Source organism: Prosthecochloris marina (assembly GCF_003182595.1).
Taxonomy (GTDB): domain Bacteria; phylum Bacteroidota; class Chlorobiia; order Chlorobiales; family Chlorobiaceae; genus Prosthecochloris; species Prosthecochloris marina.
Genome location: NZ_PDNZ01000002.1, coordinates 343,252 through 356,362, shown reverse-complemented (window position 1 = coordinate 356,362; position 13,111 = coordinate 343,252). Strand labels below are relative to the sequence as shown.

The 13,111-nt window shown below is 50.1% G+C and carries 15 protein-coding genes and 1 riboswitch; of the genes, 9 read left to right on the top strand and 6 right to left on the bottom strand.

Annotation, left to right across the window (positions count from 1 at the left end; all coding sequences use genetic code 11):
- Positions 1-5 precede the first annotated feature (5 nt).
- Positions 6-1,235: an NADH:ubiquinone reductase (Na(+)-transporting) subunit F gene (gene nqrF, locus CR164_RS03815; RefSeq protein ID WP_110022590.1), complete on the top strand. Its 1,230-nt coding sequence runs from the start codon at positions 6-8 to the stop codon at positions 1,233-1,235.
- 103 nt (positions 1,236-1,338) lie between these two features.
- Here nqrF and CR164_RS03810 read toward each other — a convergent pair whose 3' ends face one another.
- The 3 genes from CR164_RS03810 to CR164_RS03800 all read right to left on the bottom strand — a co-directional run bounded on the left by CR164_RS03810 (position 1,339) and on the right by CR164_RS03800 (position 3,314).
- Positions 1,339-1,839, bottom strand: a complete 501-nt coding sequence (locus CR164_RS03810; protein WP_110022589.1) for a universal stress protein — start codon at positions 1,837-1,839, stop codon at positions 1,339-1,341.
- 69 nt (positions 1,840-1,908) lie between these two features.
- Positions 1,909-3,036, bottom strand: a complete 1,128-nt coding sequence (gene mobAB, locus CR164_RS03805; protein WP_110022588.1) for a bifunctional molybdenum cofactor guanylyltransferase MobA/molybdopterin-guanine dinucleotide biosynthesis adaptor protein MobB — start codon at positions 3,034-3,036, stop codon at positions 1,909-1,911.
- A gap of 95 nt (positions 3,037-3,131) precedes the next feature.
- Positions 3,132-3,314 carry a YqaE/Pmp3 family membrane protein gene (locus tag CR164_RS03800; RefSeq protein WP_110022587.1) on the bottom strand — a complete coding sequence of 61 codons (183 nt, stop codon included), beginning with the start codon at positions 3,312-3,314 and terminating at the stop codon, positions 3,132-3,134.
- A gap of 689 nt (positions 3,315-4,003) precedes the next feature.
- On the opposite strand from CR164_RS03800, the gene CR164_RS03790 reads away from it, so the two are divergent.
- From CR164_RS03790 to CR164_RS03760, 7 genes are all read left to right on the top strand, one after another.
- Positions 4,004-4,519 (top strand): RsbRD N-terminal domain-containing protein, encoded by a 516-nt coding sequence (locus tag CR164_RS03790; protein ID WP_110022585.1) that lies wholly within the window; start codon positions 4,004-4,006, stop codon positions 4,517-4,519.
- Positions 4,520-4,568: 49 nt separating this feature from the next.
- Entirely contained in the window at positions 4,569-5,402 is an 834-nt protein-coding gene (locus CR164_RS03785; RefSeq protein ID WP_110022584.1) for a glycerophosphodiester phosphodiesterase family protein, read from the top strand.
- Positions 5,395-6,399, top strand: coding sequence for a GTP 3',8-cyclase MoaA (gene moaA / locus CR164_RS03780; protein ID WP_110022583.1), 1,005 nt, complete (start codon positions 5,395-5,397; stop codon positions 6,397-6,399). Before CR164_RS03785 ends, moaA begins: the two co-directional genes overlap by 8 nt.
- 91 nt (positions 6,400-6,490) lie before the next feature.
- Entirely contained in the window at positions 6,491-7,435 is a 945-nt protein-coding gene (gene moaCB / locus CR164_RS03775; protein ID WP_110022582.1) for a bifunctional molybdenum cofactor biosynthesis protein MoaC/MoaB, read from the top strand.
- Complete coding sequence (locus CR164_RS03770; RefSeq protein WP_110022581.1) at positions 7,432-8,658, top strand: molybdopterin molybdotransferase MoeA; 1,227 nt, start codon at positions 7,432-7,434, stop codon at positions 8,656-8,658. Before moaCB ends, CR164_RS03770 begins: the two co-directional genes overlap by 4 nt.
- 72 nt (positions 8,659-8,730) lie before the next feature.
- Complete coding sequence (locus CR164_RS03765) at positions 8,731-8,970, top strand: MoaD/ThiS family protein (protein ID WP_110022580.1); 240 nt, start codon at positions 8,731-8,733, stop codon at positions 8,968-8,970.
- Positions 8,971-8,972: 2 nt separating this feature from the next.
- The gene (locus tag CR164_RS03760; RefSeq protein WP_110022579.1) at positions 8,973-9,356 is read left to right on the top strand and encodes a molybdenum cofactor biosynthesis protein MoaE; all 384 of its coding nucleotides are present in this window, start codon (positions 8,973-8,975) and stop codon (positions 9,354-9,356) included.
- On the opposite strand, the gene CR164_RS03755 is transcribed toward CR164_RS03760, so the two are convergent.
- From CR164_RS03755 to CR164_RS03745, 3 genes are read right to left on the bottom strand one after another with little or no spacing between them, the layout of a single operon-like run.
- The gene (locus tag CR164_RS03755; protein WP_110022578.1) at positions 9,313-10,635 is read right to left on the bottom strand and encodes a BatD family protein; all 1,323 of its coding nucleotides are present in this window, start codon (positions 10,633-10,635) and stop codon (positions 9,313-9,315) included. The genes CR164_RS03760 and CR164_RS03755 overlap by 44 nt on opposite strands.
- A gap of 9 nt (positions 10,636-10,644) precedes the next feature.
- Positions 10,645-11,445 (bottom strand): pyrroline-5-carboxylate reductase, encoded by an 801-nt coding sequence (gene proC, locus CR164_RS03750; protein ID WP_110022577.1) that lies wholly within the window; start codon positions 11,443-11,445, stop codon positions 10,645-10,647.
- 13 nt (positions 11,446-11,458) lie between these two features.
- Complete coding sequence (locus CR164_RS03745; protein ID WP_239994452.1) at positions 11,459-11,728, bottom strand: SemiSWEET transporter; 270 nt, start codon at positions 11,726-11,728, stop codon at positions 11,459-11,461.
- Positions 11,729-11,880: 152 nt separating this feature from the next.
- Between CR164_RS03745 and CR164_RS03740 the strand changes: the two genes are divergently transcribed.
- Positions 11,881-12,792 carry a bile acid:sodium symporter family protein gene (locus tag CR164_RS03740; protein WP_110022576.1) on the top strand — a complete coding sequence of 304 codons (912 nt, stop codon included), beginning with the start codon at positions 11,881-11,883 and terminating at the stop codon, positions 12,790-12,792.
- Between the two features lie 91 nt (positions 12,793-12,883).
- Positions 12,884-13,025, top strand: a riboswitch (cobalamin riboswitch).
- The last annotated feature ends 86 nt before the right edge of the window (positions 13,026-13,111 follow it).

The following is a 13,111-nucleotide window of genomic DNA, read 5'->3' as shown; positions in this document are numbered from 1 at the left end:
AATCAATGCTTGTTGCTCTTTCGGCTGTTCTGGTTTTTGTTGCGGTGGTCATTCTGCTTGTTGCCTTGCTGAATACCGCTGCCAACAAGCTGCTGCCACAGGGAAAGGTTGCGATTACCATCAATGACAACGATGAGAATACCCTGTCAGTCAATGCCGGTCGCAGCTTGTTGTCTACATTGTCGGATGAAAAGATTTTCATCCCTTCTGCGTGTGGCGGGGGTGGAACCTGTGGCATGTGCAAATGCCGGATTACCGAAGGAGGAGGGCAGGTGCTGCCTACTGAACTGAATCACATTTCCCGCTCGGAGGTCAAGCAGGATATTCGACTATCCTGCCAGGTGAAAGTCCGCGAACCGATGAAAATATATCTCCCCGAAGAGATATTCAGTATCCGCCAATGGGAATGTACGGTTCGCTCCAACCGTAGTGTAGCGACATTTATCAAAGAACTTGTCCTTGAACTTCCTGAAAAAGAAAACCTCGAGTTCAAGGCAGGTGGGTATATCCAGATCGATATCCCGGAATACCCGGACATACTGTTTTCGGAGCTTAAAATCGCGGAAGAGTATCGGAATGACTGGGATAAGTACAACATGTGGCAGCTTGTAAGCCGGAACGAAGAGGAAACGTTCAGGGCTTATTCCATGGCCAATCATCCGGCTGAAGGCAATGTCATCATGCTGAATGTTCGTATTGCAACACCTCCTCCCAGTCTCATGGACAGTGCGCCGCCGGGAGTGGGTTCTTCTTATATTTTCAATCTCAAGCCGGGTGACCGGGTGCGCGTTTCCGGCCCTTATGGAGAGTTTTTCATCCGGGACTCGGAAAGGGAAATGGTGTATATCGGAGGGGGGGCCGGAATGGCTCCGATGCGTTCTCATATCTTCCATCTTTTTAAAACATTGAAAACCGGTCGCAAGGTTTCTTTCTGGTATGGTGCTCGGTCCCGTAAGGAGATGTTCTATGATGATGAGTTCAGGGCTATTGCAGACGCGTTTCCGAACTTTACCTACCATGTCTCGCTTTCAAATCCTTTAGCCGGAGATAACTGGAACGGATTTACGGGTTTCATCCATACGGTGCTGTACGAGAACTATCTCAAGGATCATGAAGAACCCGAAGAGATCGAGTACTACATGTGCGGTCCTCCGGTCATGGTTTCTTCTGTAGAAACAATGCTTTACAATCTGGGGGTGGAGAAAGAGATGATATCGTACGATGAGTTTTCCTGATAAAGCCATTTTGGAAGTAAGCGGTTTACAGGGCTCGTAAGCGGTATGTCTTACAGCATGGTTTTTCGTTTTTTCATCGTATTCTTGGTTCTGACGTTCAGTTTCAGGCTTCCGGTTTCTTGCCTGCTTTTTTCGGTACAATGATTACCGGAATGCCGGAATCGCTTACCACTCCCGAACAGACGGTGCCGACGATAAGCTGGTAGAGGGTCTTGTGCCCATGTGAGCCGAGCAGAATAAAGTCGGCTTGCTCTTTTTCGGCATGTTCGATGATTGTTTTGGCGGCATTTCCATGTACGATCGATAAAGATGTTTCTATCCCCTCTTTGTCGAGGAGGTCGGCGATGTTCTGCAGTTTCTTGAAGTTCTTATGATGGAGTATCGGTACGGCATCGCCTTCTTCGGATGAATCGGGTTCATGGTAGTATTTTTGCGGGGGCTGGTAGTGGGGTTCGATCGTCGGATGAAACTCGATGTCCTGCTTATCCTCGTCGATGACATGCAGCAGGGTGACGCTTGCCGATGAAGCGCAGACGAGTTTCCGTATGGCTGCAACAACATTGTCTGTTACATCTGAAAAATCCAGAGCTGCGAGTAGTTTCATGATCGCTCCCTGTGTTCGATATGCTACGATTCAGTATCGATTGTTAGTCTATGACGCCAGTAAATGGATCTACTGCGTTTTTCCCCGCATTGAAAGAGACTCGATGACCTGCTTCCGTTCTTCAGGAGTGTTAATGTTATGCAGGCTGCGGGGATCTTTTATTGAAAGGTAATGAATGCGAGAATCTTCGAGAAATGACCGCAAGGAATTGTTGCCCGTTGCATGCCGAAGGATAAGTGGCAACCTGCTTTTCGGTTCATATATTGTGCAGAGCGGTTCGGGTTTTCTTCCGGCATGATGGTATGCCGTTGCAAAAGAAAACGGGTTTCGTTCGACAACGAGTTCACCCAGAAGAGTGTGATCCAGAAATGGCAGGTCGCATGCCGTAACAAGCCATGAGGCCTCGGGAAAACGTTTTTGAGCGGAAAGCAGTCCTCCGAGAGGACCGATACCCAAGTAACTGTCAGGCACAAGGGGGATGCCATACTTGCTATATGAGTTCTGCTGATCGTATCGGCAGGACAGGTAAACCTCTTTGCAATGTTTCAACAGCATTGCTGCCGTGTGTTCGATCTGCACCTCTGTATGGTAGGTGAGAAGGGCTTTGTCCTCTCCCATTCGTTTGCTTTCCCCCCCTGCCAGCACCAGTCCGAACAGCTGCCGGTTACTGACCATGCCATGAAAAAAAGTGAGAATAAACTCGGCGATTTCTTCGGTGCGGTCCCGGTGAAATACAGGAAGACCGTATGCATCGGGAATCGATGCCGGATCGGGAGCTATCAGTGCGATAACATTTTTCAGCGTTTTTTTTCCGAGCAGATCAAGTATCCTGTGATCGCGATCAACGACAACCAGTTTCGGTAAAGGGAGTTCCTTCAAGCCCTCGACAAGGAGAAAATCAGCGTGAAGCAGTCCTGTTTTTTCCAGGAGAGGATCAGAACCGGCATTACTGACCAGAGCGTGTCTTTCAGGGTCGGACAGCATTACTGTTGTCGCTCCGGATTGACTCACGACGAAAGAGTCCTTACCCTCACGGTCGATATCGAAACGGTGGCAGCCATGCTTATAGTATCCGACTGAATAGCTTTTGCTGAACAGAGAGACAAGACGGGATATCAGCGTTGTTTTCCCTGAGTTGGAAAATCCACAAAACGCTATTTCAAATGGGTGAAATGTAACATCCGGCGTAATGTTCATGCAGACATTCCTTTAGCGCCACGTTTTGGACTCTTTCCCTCGGGTCGCAGGGAACTCTTCAACCGGCCAACGGGTTTTATTAGCTTTCAAGCATGTTATACCTGCGGCTGACGGCGCTGGATTTGTTGCTGGATCAAGAGAAAAAGTGCTGCAACAACGCCGGGAACCCAGAATAGAGCTGTTAAAAGTCCCACAAGCATAATCGTTCCCACTTCTCTGTCAAGAATGGCGGCTGGGGGGCAGATGACGGCAAGGATCCATTTACGAATATCTATCATGGTATTCTCCGGGTTAATGGTTATTTTTTCCAAAATTTAATACTTCTCGGTGCAACAAGCAATGGTAAATGCGTTATTCTCTGTGAAATAGCCGAGGGGTTATCTGTGTTCTTGCATATTAGCGGTAAAATTTTAAATTACTACCCCCCGGTCGTGGAAATACTGGAAAGTGCGTTGATCATATTCAGAGATATCGATTCTGGATTTTTAACATAAACAAGATATAGTTTGCATAAGAAATTTCATCCTGAGATGGTTTCGGATGATTTCAATCAGGTCCTTGAGGAACCGAACTTTAATAATCCGAATACCTCTCCAGACCCACCAAGTCCTTACGCTGACCTTGAGAAAAGGTATCGAAAGAACAAATTCAACAAGAAAAAAAACTACTATCCCGAACTTTTCGGTACTCAGGGGGTGGATCTGTCGGAAAGGCCGAGCAATTCAGGAAACAAGGTCAGGAAAAAAAAGGCTTCAAAGCCTAAAAGAAAGCCCTCATCCAAAGCCAACCGCCTCAGACAGGGAAAGCAGAATCCTAACACTTAAGACTGTATCAACTTTTGGTGTAGTACATTGTCAGGCTGAAAAGATTGGCTGGAAACGAAGGATTGTATTTGAAATCTTCTCTCAATACTTTTAGCTTTTCATGAGAAGAGGAATTTCCATTTCCATTTATAAATAACCGCAACATGTTGCTTATTAATCGTTTTATTGGCCTTATTGAGGATCATGCCGAATCACTTTCGATCAAGTGGGTCGAAGAGGTGCGTTCCAATTCGCTGACCGGCGGTTACGCGAAGTTATCGAAAAAAGATCTACATGACAGTGTCTTTGGCCGTTTCAGAAAACTCGGAACATGGGTGGCGAAGCAGGAAAATATCGATACGGAGATCGCCCAGAACTTCTGTGAAATAGGTGAAGCGCGTGCTCAAGCCGGTATAAGGTCCAGTGAAATGGTGTACTCCCTTATTCTCGAGCGGGACATGCTGTTCCAGTACATCAAGGATCAAGGCATTATTACGGAAGGCATCGATCTCAACCGTGCCCTTCAGTTTGGCGAACAGCTTAACTATTTCTACGACAAGGCTATTTACTTCGCTCTTGTCGGTTATGAACGGGTTGCCTGTTCAGCTGAAACTACCGATGGAGACAGTGAGTTCAAAAAGACGGTCGAGGGCTTCAAGCACTGGTTGATTCGGGAGTGATCCGCATTTTCAATACAAAATTATTCAGGGGCTCCGTGAGCCCCTTTTTATGTTACACCATTTCTTGGAAATTCATGCCCACCGGGGAGCCCGCTCGTTTTTTCCGGAAAACACCATTCCTGCGTTTTTAAAGGCTGTTGAACTTGGGGTAGAGGCAATCGAGCTCGATCTCTGTGTTTCCGGAGATAACCAGGTGGTTGTTTCCCACGATCCCTATATGCAGGCCGGGCTTTGTACTGCACCAAATGGCAGGGTGTTGACAAAGAGCGATGAAAAGCGGTACTTGCTCTATACCATGAAGTATGCTGATATTGTCCGTTTTGACTGCGGACGGCCTTCAGCTGAATTTCCCGGTCAGCAAGAAATTTCCGCAGTGAAACCGCTGTTAGCCGATGTTTTCCGTCTGGTTGAGCGTTATGGTAAAGAATTGTGTGAGGAGCGCGGAATGATTTACAATCTTGAGGTGAAGTCCCGGATAGATGGTGATGGTGTCAGGCACCCTGCACCCGGTGAGTATGCAGAGCTTGTTGCCGCTGTTATTGAACAATCGGGTGTTGCTTCACGTACCAGAGTGCAATCGTTCGATGCTCGAATCATCGAGGAGATAGGGAAGTTTTTACCGTCACTCGCTCTCGGGCTGCTGGTCGGGATGGGACAGGATCCGGAAACAGAACTCGACAAGCTAAGGTTTAAACCGGATTACCTCAACCCGTTTTTCCCGATGGTTGACGCTACCCTTGTCAAGAAACTTCATGACCGGGATATCGGCATTGTTCCCTGGACGGTAAATTCACCTGAAGAGATGAAAGCGCTGGCGGCTATGGGGGTTGACGGCATTATTACCGATTGCCCTGAGCGTGCTGTGGAGGTTTTACATGAATGAAGCAAGGGAAAAGATGCCGGCGCTGGTAGACCGCTATAACCGTGGCGTTCGGTATGTGCGTGTTTCGGTGACCTCGCGCTGTAACCTTCGTTGTGTCTACTGCATGCGTGAAGAGCATTGTGATCGGACTGTGGTGGCTGAAGAACTTGATTATCAGGAGATTTGCCGGATAATCGAAGCGCTGGCAGCATTGGGTGTCAGAAAAGTCCGCTTTACAGGGGGTGAGCCTCTCTTGCGTGACGATATCGTCGATCTGGTGCGTTATGCAAAGGCTGTAGACGGAATAGAAACTGTCGTGCTGACTACAAACGGTGTCTTGCTCGGTCAATATCTCGACAGGTTTCTCGAAGCCGGTCTCGACGGTATCAATTTCAGCCTCGATACCTTTGATGAAGACCGTTACAAAGCGATTACCAGAAGAAACCTTTTAGCGGATGTTCTGGGAAATCTCGAATCATTGCTTCGCCATGCCGATATGCTGCAAGTGAAGATCAACGTGTTGTTACTGCGAGGCATCAACTCCGGTGAACTCGGCAGGTTTGCCGATCTGACTCGCCAATGGCCGGTTACCGTCCGGTTTATGGAGCTGATGCCTTTTGACGATCATCAGATATGGCGTACGGGGAAGTTCATGGGAGCGGACAAGATACTGGAGGTGCTCAGTGACCTATACCCGGCTCTGGAGTCTACACAAGGGCACGCTACAGAACATTTCAGCTTTCATCTGCCGGGAAGCCGGGGGAAAATCGCTATTATTCCGGCATTTACCCGTAATTTCTGTAGCCAATGCAACCGTTTGCGGATCACATCGTCCGGCAGAATCATGAGCTGCCTTTATGCCAAGAATGGTGTCGATATACTTGCTGCTTTACGCGACGGTGCCGATAACGAGCAGCTTGAAGCTCTCTTTCAGAAGGCTCTCGATATGAAGCCGAGAGATGGGAGAGAGGCTGGAGGAAAGGCTCCGAGAACCAGCATGTCGGAAATAGGGGGATAAATAGCGGTGAATGGGCGTTACTGTTGTACGCGGTTACGGTTTTCCAGGGGCAGAAAGAGCAGAATAACAACAAATCAACAAATGGACAGACATGCCAGAGTTTTCGCATCTCGATGAGGATGGCAACGTAAAGATGGTCGATATATCGATGAAGCCCGGTACCATGCGTACGGCTCGTGCTTCGGGGTACATCACCATGAAGCCTGAAACCCTGCTTCTTTTGAAAGAGAACGACTTGCCGAAAGGCAATGTGCTGGTCACCGCCAAGATTGCAGGCATACAGGCGGCCAAAAGGACGTCCGGTCTTGTGCCGCTTTGTCATCAGCTCAATCTTGCCTGGATCGATATCGATTTTACCCTTGAAGCCGATCGCATCGCAATTGCGGCAACGGTGAAAACCAAAGAAGCGACCGGTGTTGAAATGGAGGCATTGACAGCCGTGACGGTTGCGGCACTTACTGTTTACGACATGTGCAAGGCGGTTGACAAGTCCATGGAGATCGGGGGCGTCAAGCTTGAGATGAAGACTGGGGGAAAAAGTGGGGTATCGACCGTTTACAGGCCTCGTACAGCCATACTTGTGGTTTCGGATTCCATTGCTGCCGGTAGATCGGTGGACAAGTCCGGCCAGATATTGAGAGAAGGATTCGAGCAGGCGGGCTGCCCCGTTGAAGGATGCAGGATCGTGGCTGACGAGCCGGCCGATATAGCTGCTGTTGTAGAGGAATGGGTTCGGGAAGAGCTTGAGTTGGTGATTACCTGTGGAGGAACCGGGCTTGGCCCGAGAGATGTGACTGTCGAAACACTGCTGCCGAAATTTACGAGAAGGCTGCCCGGTGTCGAACAGGCGCTTTTTCAGTGGGGCCAGGGTAAGATAAAAACGGCAATGCTCTCCCGGCTGGCAGCCGGTACGATTGGGGCCTCGGTTGTTATCTGTCTGCCCGGAAGCGTGGGCGCGGCGAAAGATGCTCTCGAAGTTCTTGTGCCGGTACTGTTCCATGCATTCGAGATGATGCAGGGGGAGGGCCACAAATGATAACCGTCAAGGAAGCACATGAGAGGATCGCCGTTTCGGTTAAAAAACTGCCGGTAGAGGAAAAACCCCTGAACTCGGCTCAGGGGCAGGTGCTTGCAGAAGATATTTGCGCGGGGTTTCAACTGCCGCGTTTCGACAATGCAGCCATGGATGGGTTTGCCGTGCAATGGGAGGATATACGCGATGCCTCGCAAGAGCATCCTGCGGTACTGAAGGTAACCGAGGAGATAGCTGCCGGTGCACAGCCCGGACTACCGGTTGTTGCGGGAAGCTGCGCCCAGATCATGACGGGAGCTCCGATGCCGAAAGGTGCCGATACGGTAGTTATCTTCGAGCACACAAGCGGATTTGGAGGTTCGGAGGTCAAGGTCTTCAAGGCGCCCGAGTTTTGTGCCAATGTGCGCTATGCAGGGGAAGAGGTCCGGCCGGGAGAGGTGCTTTTGAAGCGAGGTGAGCGCTTGACTCCCGCTGAGCTTGGAGTGCTTGCAGCGTTCGGCAGATCGGTTGTTCCTGTCTATCGCCGTCCCAGGATCGGAATCATTACGGTCGGTGATGAACTTCGCAGCCCGGGGGAGCGGCTTGAAGGAGCGGCTATCTATAACAGTAACGGTTATTCACTCGGTTCCTGCGCTATAGCGGCAGGGGCTCAAATCTCCGGACAGTGGCAGGTTCCCGATGATGTCGCTGTTATTCGCGAGGCCCTTGTGGAGGCACTGTCGGCCAGCGATCTGCTCGTCACCGCTGGTGGGATTTCGACCGGGGAGTATGATTACATGCAGGAGCTGCTTACCGGTCTTGGCATAGAGCAGGAGTTCTGGAAGGTTGTCCAGAAACCGGGCAAGCCTTTCTTTTTCGGTAAGGGAGACGATGGAAAAATGGTTTTCGGGCTGCCGGGCAATCCTGTCTCGGCGCTGGTATGTTTTCTCGAATACTGTATGCCGACGCTTTCAGCCATGCAGAACAGCGGGTATCACGGAAAAATAGAAGCTGAGCTGGTAGAGCCGTTTCCTGCCGATAAAAAACGGTACCGTTTTCTGTTCGGCAGGATATGGCAGAAAAAGGGCAGGCTTTTTTGCAAGGTCAGCCCGAAAATCGAGTCGCATATGATCACTTCGCTGGTCGGTGCGAATTGCCTGATCGAAGCTCCGGCTTCCTTGCAGCCGTTGTCTGCCGGAAATGCCGTTACCTGTAATGTATTGCCCTGGAGCTCCCTCGATGAATAAGGGTGGCTTGAAATGCCTGAAACAGTTTTTCAGGATGCTTTGCCGAACGGTTTCAAATGAGATTTCTTCACTATGGACATAACCGTAAAATGTTTTGCAGCCGCACGTGATGTTCTCGCCCGCGGTGAGTTTCATATGGAAGTTCCCGAAGGAACAACCATCGAGGTAGCGGAACAGGAAATCAGGAAACTTTCTGCACAGCTTGCCGAAATGCCATTCATGCTCGCTCTCAATATGGAGTATCCTGCAGAAGGTACCCTGGTGAAAGAGGGGGATGAACTGGCGATTATTCCACCAGTCAGCGGAGGGTAGTCATGGTATCGGTGAGCGTAAGCGGAAAACGAATCGACGGCTGGAGCTTCGATCTCCAGCCCGATCCTCGGGTTGGGGCCGAACTGGTTTTTAACGGACAGGTTCGAGGTATTGAAAAGGATGAGAAGATCGGGGCGCTTGTGTATGAGCAGTATGAGGGAATGGCGCAGAAAGAACTTGAAAAAATCGGCAGAGAGGCCGTTCAAAGGTTCGGTATCATCGATATCCACTGCGTTCATCGTATTGGAACCATTCCGGTAGGAGAAGCTGCGATTGTCGTTTTGATTCGTTCGGTGCACCGCCACGAAGCATTCGACGCCATGAGCTGGTTCATGGATGAGCTCAAGAAGTCCGTTCCGATCTGGAAGGTCGGGAGCGTACAGTAGTTGAGAGGGTGTTGCACTTCTGCCGTAGGTTTTCGAGTTCTTCTGCATCGGGTTCGCCGGGTGCGAACTCCAGTCTGTCGAGTTCATCGAGCAAAACAAGCAGCTTTGCCAAAAAAGTGTCATCGACTCCCTGTTTTTCCATCGCCTGCGTCAGCTCCTTTCTTGTGAGACCCTGAACGTCGAAACCGTAACCTTGTTTGAGTATCGCAGATAGTTGTTCGCGAAGTTCCTGCGGCGAATGAGCGGGTTTCGGATTACTTTTGCCGATAATGAAGCGCCTTTTCAGCAGAAGATACAGCAAGACGACAACAACTATGAATGACAAGGTGAAGAGCAGGTTGTAGAAAACGGCTGGCACGTTTCTTTCAGGGCTTTTGTCCTGAGTGGTCGATGCTGCAGCGTCAGGGGCTTTCGCAGTCTTTTCAGCGGTTTCAGGCAAGATAGCCAGGGTGAGCTTGTTCGATTCTACAGTAACATAGGTTTTTCTTTCGGGATCGAACGACGTGAAGGAGAGCGGGGAAAACGTGAATGTGCCGGGTTTATCGGCTTTCAGAACAATCGTTTTCGTAAGGCGTTCGGGTGAGTCGGCGCTCGTCGGTTCGGCTATCGTTTCAAGCACTGAAAACCCTTCAGGCAATGACCATGGAAGAGCCGGAAAAGTCTTGAAATTCCCCGTACCGGTCAGGGTGCCCGTTAACTGCAGCGTCTTGCCGGCGTGGATGGTGTCCCTGTCTGCTGAAGCGGTGACGTCGAGTATCCCCACGGCACCGCTGAAACCCGAAGGTATCGGTTCAGGAAGGGGATTGACATCTATGGTTACTTCAGGAGCCATAAGAGCGAGAGAGTCATCCGGTTCCGGAGGGGAGTCGATGGAAAGGCTTTTCGGAATGATGCACAAGATGCTGTAGCCGGTTATGCTGAATCTGCCGGCTTGAAGGGGAACAAGCGTCATCTGTTTGATGACGGCGTTTCTGTAGAGTGTATCCCCGATGCGTTGTGGTCTGCTGGGGATCAGTTTCCCCAAAGCAGTTTCTTCAACCCATATTCCTTCCTGTGAGGGTTCGGCGGTGTCCAGGATTTTCGGAGCGATTCCTGTGAAGCTGAGCGTATAGGTAAGCTCTACCGCTTCTCCGGTGAACGGTTTGTCGTTGCTGATATGTGCGGTGAGGAACAGCTCCTTTTCCTCATTGTCTGTGCGGCTGGTTGCCGAACTGCTGCCGGTTCGGATGACGCAAAGCAGCAGCAGCAGAATGAGCCCCCTGTATACCAGCGGTTTCACGGTTTCAGGCTATTGTTTCAGTTCAACCGACCGTTGTGCAGCAGCTGTTACGGTATCGATCATTGCTTGCCGGACATTGTGGGCTTCCATCTGGTGCAGCCCGGCCTCGGTTGTTCCGCCCGGTGTGGTAACGTCTTTGATGAGTGCCGCAGGTTTTTTTTGGCTTTCGAGCACCAGTTTTGCAGCTCCGAGCATGGTTTGTGCACTGAGGGTTACGGCCTCATCGTCTGAAAGACCGCATTGTTTCCCCCCTTCGGCCAGTGCGTCGATGATGTGAAACATGTAAGCGGGACCGCTGCCCGAGACGGCAGTGGCGGCATCCATATGTATTTCATCGAGTACCGCTACCTTGCCGATTGCACTGAAAATCTTTTCCGCTTGAGCGAGATCTGCATCGGTAGCGCATTTTCCCCTGCTGACCACCGTCATACCTTCTCCCACGAATGCCGGAGTGTTCGGCATTACACGAATGACATGCATCTCCTCGAGGGAGCGTGTCCTAATGAACTCCGAGGTAATACCGGCAGCGACGCTTATGAGAAGCTGGTCCGGCCTGAGCTCGCGGCGAAGCTCTTCGAGCACGGTTTCTATCTGATAGGGTTTTACCGCAAGGACGATGCAGTTGGCCGATTGTACAAGCTCGCTCATGGAATTTTTCCGGGTGATGCCGAACTCCTTGCAGACCGCATCGGCAACTGCCGGATCTTTATCGTATCCTGAAATTTCATTGTTATTGTCACGCACGAGTCCTGCAATGAGGGCTTTTGCGATTCTTCCGGTTCCGATAAAACCGATTGTTATTGTGTGCATGTTCTTGTTCGATTTATTTGAAGCGCAGTTTAAAAACAAGGATCACCAGCATGAGCACGAAGGTTATACCGTTTGCGATCATCATCGGCAGACTGTGGTTCGCATAGCCGTAGCAAAACCAGAGAAAAACACCGAAAGTCATTAAGAGCGCCCATAGCAGGCTGATGTCCCGTGTTTTTTTTGAACGGAAAACTTTCAATGCCTGAGGGAGAAAGGCAAGGGTGGTTAAAAACCCGGCAGCATACCCTATATATTCAATCTCCTGCATATATATCGTTGTCATTGCGTTTGGCGTCTTTGCAAAAAGAAGATACGAATGGCTCGGGGATTTACCCACCGGCGATAGTATGGTTTTTCAGGACGTATTATTTCATGCAGGATACTACATTATACAATCTTGTCATATCCCGGATTTCCACTACCAAAAATGGGTTTATGAACATAGTGAACCGCCATTTTCTTACCATTGCACTGTCGGCATCGGTCATTGCTCTGGTTCTACCTGTTTCGTTTCTCTGGGTCAAGCCGTTGATACCATTCTTGCTTGGACTCATCATGTTCGGAATGGGAACGACGATCCGGCTCCATGATTTCAAGGATGTCTGGGAAAAAAGGCGTGTTGTTTTCCTCGTTGCGCTGTTGCAGTTCACCCTCATGCCAGGACTTGGCGTGATCATCAGCCGCCTGCTGTCACTGCCTGAGGAGGTCATGATCGGCATGGTGCTTGTCGGTAGCTGTCCTGGAGGAACCGCATCCAATGTCATCGTCTATCTTGCCAGAGGCAATGTTGCTCTTTCTGTAACCATGACCATGTTTTCAACAGTGCTTGCGCCGCTGCTTACTCCCGGGATAATTTTTCTGCTCTTGAACAGATCGGTCGACATTTCCTTTATGGCACTGTTTCTATCGGTTTTTCAGATTGTTGCCATCCCCCTTGCTGCAGGGTTGTTAGTGAGGCATTTTTTTTCGGGCATTGTTACCCGATACAGTGATATTCTGCCAGCAGTGTCAGTTGTTTCGATCACGTTGATCATAGCCTGTGTTATGGCTCTGAATGCAGACAAGGTTATGAGCTTGCCGCTCGTGGTGGCTGCGGCTGTCATGATGCATAACATGCTCGGTCTCGCGGCAGGGTACGGGGCGGCGAAGCTGTTGTCCTGTAACCGTGTTGATCGTCGGACTGTTGCGGTAGAGATCGGTATGCAGAATTCCGGACTCGGCGTGGCACTTGCCAACCAGTTTTTTCAACCATTGAGTGCGTTACCGGGAGCACTGTTCAGCCTCTGGCACAATCTCTCCGGAATTGTGCTCGCGAAATATTGGGCGAGAGAAAAGAGAGAGCGCTGAGGGCAGGAGTTGTGAAATTGCTTTTCAAGCAGTACATTTTTTCTTGTAGAGCCGTGAAAGTGCGTCACGGCTGATTGTTTTGTAACATTCCGGAACACGGTGAAAATCCGTGGCGGTCCCGCCGCTGTAATCGGGGACTGAACCTGCACGAGACCTGAAAGATGGTGGTCACTGTTCCGAACTATCGGGATGGGAAGGCTTGCAGGCTAAGGATGATCCGAAAGTCAGAAGACCTGTTACATGACAATGACATAGAGCACGAAACCCGATGGTAAAGGGCTTCGCTCCATCTTCGATAAGGTGGAACGAAGCCCTTTTT

Coding starts and splice junctions, on each gene's coding strand:
- proC (WP_110022577.1), bottom strand. CDS start 11,445: ATGCACACAATAACAATCGGTTTTATCGGAACCGGAAGAATCGCAAAA.
- CR164_RS03740 (WP_110022576.1), top strand. CDS start 11,881: ATGAACATAGTGAACCGCCATTTTCTTACCATTGCACTGTCGGCATCG.
- mobAB (WP_110022588.1), bottom strand. CDS start 3,036: ATGAACATTACGCCGGATGTTACATTTCACCCATTTGAAATAGCGTTT.
- moaCB (WP_110022582.1), top strand. CDS start 6,491: ATGCCAGAGTTTTCGCATCTCGATGAGGATGGCAACGTAAAGATGGTC.
- CR164_RS03760 (WP_110022579.1), top strand. CDS start 8,973: ATGGTATCGGTGAGCGTAAGCGGAAAACGAATCGACGGCTGGAGCTTC.
- CR164_RS03745 (WP_239994452.1), bottom strand. CDS start 11,728: ATGACAACGATATATATGCAGGAGATTGAATATATAGGGTATGCTGCC.
- moaA (WP_110022583.1), top strand. CDS start 5,395: ATGAATGAAGCAAGGGAAAAGATGCCGGCGCTGGTAGACCGCTATAAC.
- CR164_RS03770 (WP_110022581.1), top strand. CDS start 7,432: ATGATAACCGTCAAGGAAGCACATGAGAGGATCGCCGTTTCGGTTAAA.
- CR164_RS03810 (WP_110022589.1), bottom strand. CDS start 1,839: ATGAAACTACTCGCAGCTCTGGATTTTTCAGATGTAACAGACAATGTT.
- CR164_RS03785 (WP_110022584.1), top strand. CDS start 4,569: ATGTTACACCATTTCTTGGAAATTCATGCCCACCGGGGAGCCCGCTCG.
- CR164_RS03765 (WP_110022580.1), top strand. CDS start 8,731: ATGGACATAACCGTAAAATGTTTTGCAGCCGCACGTGATGTTCTCGCC.
- nqrF (WP_110022590.1), top strand. CDS start 6: ATGCTTGTTGCTCTTTCGGCTGTTCTGGTTTTTGTTGCGGTGGTCATT.
- CR164_RS03800 (WP_110022587.1), bottom strand. CDS start 3,314: ATGATAGATATTCGTAAATGGATCCTTGCCGTCATCTGCCCCCCAGCC.
- CR164_RS03790 (WP_110022585.1), top strand. CDS start 4,004: ATGTTGCTTATTAATCGTTTTATTGGCCTTATTGAGGATCATGCCGAA.